Source organism: Candidatus Limnocylindrales bacterium (assembly GCA_035626395.1).
In the GTDB taxonomy this organism is placed as follows: domain Bacteria; phylum Desulfobacterota; class Binatia; order UBA1149; family CAITLU01; genus DASPNH01.
Map to the genome: position 1 here is coordinate 1 of DASPNR010000019.1, position 3,323 is coordinate 3,323.

A 3,323-nucleotide genomic window follows, 5' to 3' on the forward strand; every position below is an offset into this window, starting at 1 on the left:
AGATGTCGAGGAGAGTGAGACCGTACTTCACAAACGGACCCCACTCTCCCAGGGTATGCCCCTGTTGCCCATGGGTAGTGCGTGGTGGCACGTGTGGCTACCATGCCTACGCGTGTAAAGGCTGAAGTGCCAGCACATGGCGTCCACGTGAAGAACCATGTTTGGTAACCGTAGGTGGAAGGGCGCCTCGAAAAGTCAAGAATGTACGTGTGTCCCCTTCCCATTGTGCTCGCAGCTGACGCAGAAACACGGAGTAATACCCGCCGAACCGTCACTCCGTCGAGAATAAACCCTTGAAGCTTGGCGCGTTCGCGGCCTACACGTGGGCGGAAATAGCGACCATTTTTGAGCAAATTTCATCTCGAAATTGCGCGAGAAAGCGACCAAATCGCGAGTCAAATCTCGGGCCACCCACGAAATAGCGCCCTACAAAACGACACGCAAACCTAGGAGGATGAGGAGTCCGCCGCATCTGCAACCGCATCGCTGCTGTCGTCACATGCGGCAGCGGCGGCGGCGCCGCCGCCGTCTTCAACGTCCATGTCGTCGACGTCGGCGCGCGATCCGTCGCTCGCTTCATGCGCGCTGCCAGTGTCGCTGACGACGACGCTCAGACCCGCCGCTGCCGATCCCGCAGGACCAGCGCCGTCGCTTGACTCCTCGTGGCTGACGGGCGACGCATCGCTCTCCTCGCTGTCGTCGCTGACACGCCCCCGCCACATGTCGTTGTAGCGCGTCGTCAAGCTCGCCGTCATGCTGTCGGCGAGCAGGCGCCCCTGGCGCGCAGCCAGCATCGCCCCCAGCATGCTGAAGACGCGCTCGGCAGCAGCCGAAGAGGGCTGCAGGAGGGCAATGCGCACGAACGCTTCACACCAGGTAGGTAGGTCCTCCCGGTGGCGCCGCCAGAAGATGAGCAGGTCGGCCGCCTTGTCCGTCGTGACGGCGTCGCAAGCGGCGAGATAACCAGGGAGCTCGGTCTTGAGGCGGACGACGAAGGCGTCGTCTGCACCGGGGACGGCGGTGCGGAGAGCGGCGACGTCGTCGGCGGCGTCGCCGCCCCTCTCCGCCGCGTACACGGGGCGGAAGATGCGCAGCTTCTTGAACAGCAGCACCGTGGCGGCGTAGCGCTTGCTGTTGACGTTGAAGATCACCGTGTTGAAGTAGTCCAGCGCTGGCAGCACGCACTTCTTGCCGTGCGCAATGAGACCGCTCGCCATCGCTGCATTACCCTAGGGAAAACGGTCATCCGTATGGTAGCGGCAGACAAACCTGCGCCAGAAGGTTCGCGGCCGCCGTCAGCAGAGGATGCATCTTGTGCTCCAGCAGCAGCTTCGAATGCTCGTGCAGCCGCAGCAGGCGGTCGTAGGCGAACGGCCCGACGCACGTGTCCGCCTCAAGGTAGTACGTAACAGCCTTGAACTGGACGAAGGCGTCCAGCGCGACGGCGAGCTCGACACGGAGGTAGGCGCGCCGCGTGCTGTCGGTCATGAAGGCGCGAAGGCGCGGCACCGTGCGCTCGCACACGTTCTGCACGTGCACCGACGCTGGCTAGCAACGCTACGTAACACGCACCGCCATGCGCGCGTCGGCGAGCAGCGTGTCGATCTTGTCAAAGTTTTCGTGCAACTGGCTCATGCAGTCCAGCTTGCTCCACCAACGCGTCTTGCTCTGCACGGCGGCACGTTGGAGTGAATGCCCACGTGTGTCACGCATTTGCGCACACCTGACGCTTGACGAAGACGCCGATGAGGTCGCGCCAAAGCATGCGCGCCTTCGGCGACGTCACCATAACGTGATTGAAGTCGGAGAAGAAGTCGTCAAGAACGCCGTAGACGGCCTTCTTGCCGACGTTATCGCACGCGTGAGACAAGCAGTCGATGCTCGCGGAGGCGGTGTACAGCGGTTTCAAGACGTTGTAGGCGGCGCCGTTGACGTTCGCGGCGTCGTGGATGAAGGCGGCCACGCGTCCAGGCTCGAGACGCAGGACGAGGGAGAGCGTCTCCGACAGCACGCGCGCCAGGTCGTCCTGATCGACTGACTTTGCCAGCAGCCGAAGGTTGACGATGCGCTGCTGTACCCGAAGTGACAGCGCGTCGATGAAGCGGAGGATGATGACGTAGGCCTCCGCGGAGACGCAGGACCCGTCGAAGATGATGGACACGAAGCCGCCGGACACATCCGCCGTCACTTTGCGCCACTCGTTCTGAAGGATGTCGGGGATCAGAGCAGCAAGATGGGAACGGTCCGTCAGACGCTCACCGCCCTCCTCCAGCAGCTCCCGCACGGCGCCGCGCACTTTGTTCAGCGCAATGCCCGCGGAGATGAATGTCTTGACGACACGGAAACGGAAGATGGTGCGGCGACGCTTGCGCTCCGTCATGGCCTTGTGGTGCGAAAGCGCGTCGGCGATCTCAGCCTCGCGCGGCGCCTTTGCCGCCAATTTCTCCTTCGCTGCGATGTGCTTGCCGCTGTTGATGTGCACCGTCATGGAACAACTCGTCATGTTGACCTGCGAGGTGTGAGGTGTCGCACGAGACGCCACGCGCACGCCCGCACCAGCTCGCGACACGCCAGGCAGTACAGGCGATTCTTGTCCTCCGCCTTGAATGGTTCCTTCGGATATTTGCGCACACGCTGGTGCGCCGTAATCGTCTTTGGCTGTGCAGCCTCCTTCCGCCCCGGTCCTCGCTTTTTGCCGGCTTTCTTCTCCTTCTCTTTCTCCTTCGCCTTCTTTCCCTTCGCCTTGCTCTTCCCGCGTTTCTCCTTCTTCGCTTTCTCCTTCTTCGCGGCGGCTGGCTCTTTCCCGGCGCGGACACCGTTGACATCTTGCTTCGCGGCGCGCGGCCGCTCCAGATCGGATGCCTTGGGAAAGTGCTGCAGCAACGACCCTTTCTTTCCCTTCAGAGAACCGAGGCCCATCGACGTCGGCGCGCTGTCAGCCATGCCAGGGGTTCTCGGCGGCCCGGCGTCGAACACAACTCGACGTAATAAGTTACAAGAGGGCGCGTCAGTGAGAAGGGAACTCGGCCGTAAAGTCAGCAGGTTGCCGTAAATCTCGCCGTTGCAGCAAATCGCGCCAGGAGGGGTCAAATCTCATTTATAGCGCGCGCTATAACCGCCCACGTGTATGGAAGGGTTTATTGCTTCGCATGATGGCCGGCCGTTGCTGCGCATGGGCAGGTAAAGCGGTGCGTGATCGAGGCTTTTGAGACGCTTGTGCGGCGCTGTGGCACGTGCCGGCAATATGTGGATGACGATGACGTCAGACGGGTTTATTGAAGGGATTATTGAACGATATTTAACACGAGGAAAAACATAAAACG

The 3,323-nt window shown here is 61.7% G+C and carries 5 protein-coding genes; all 5 read right to left on the minus strand.

From position 1 onward, the window contains the following. Window positions 1-446: 446 nt before the first annotated feature. The gene (locus VEC57_07555) at window positions 447-1,217 is read right to left on the minus strand and encodes an hAT transposon family protein (protein HYB98980.1); all 771 of its coding nucleotides are present in this window, start codon (window positions 1,215-1,217) and stop codon (window positions 447-449) included. A 25-nt stretch (window positions 1,218-1,242) separates the two neighbouring features. Further along, window positions 1,243-1,539, minus strand: coding sequence for a hypothetical protein (locus VEC57_07560; GenBank protein ID HYB98981.1), 297 nt, complete (start codon window positions 1,537-1,539; stop codon window positions 1,243-1,245). A gap of 166 nt (window positions 1,540-1,705) precedes the next feature. Continuing rightward, window positions 1,706-2,488, minus strand: a complete 783-nt coding sequence (locus VEC57_07565; protein HYB98982.1) for a hypothetical protein — start codon at window positions 2,486-2,488, stop codon at window positions 1,706-1,708. An 11-nt stretch (window positions 2,489-2,499) separates the two neighbouring features. Continuing rightward, window positions 2,500-2,943 (minus strand): hypothetical protein, encoded by a 444-nt coding sequence (locus VEC57_07570; protein HYB98983.1) that lies wholly within the window; start codon window positions 2,941-2,943, stop codon window positions 2,500-2,502. A 150-nt stretch (window positions 2,944-3,093) separates the two neighbouring features. Next, window positions 3,094-3,323: hypothetical protein (locus tag VEC57_07575; protein ID HYB98984.1), on the minus strand; the 230-nt coding region annotated here is incomplete at its 5' end.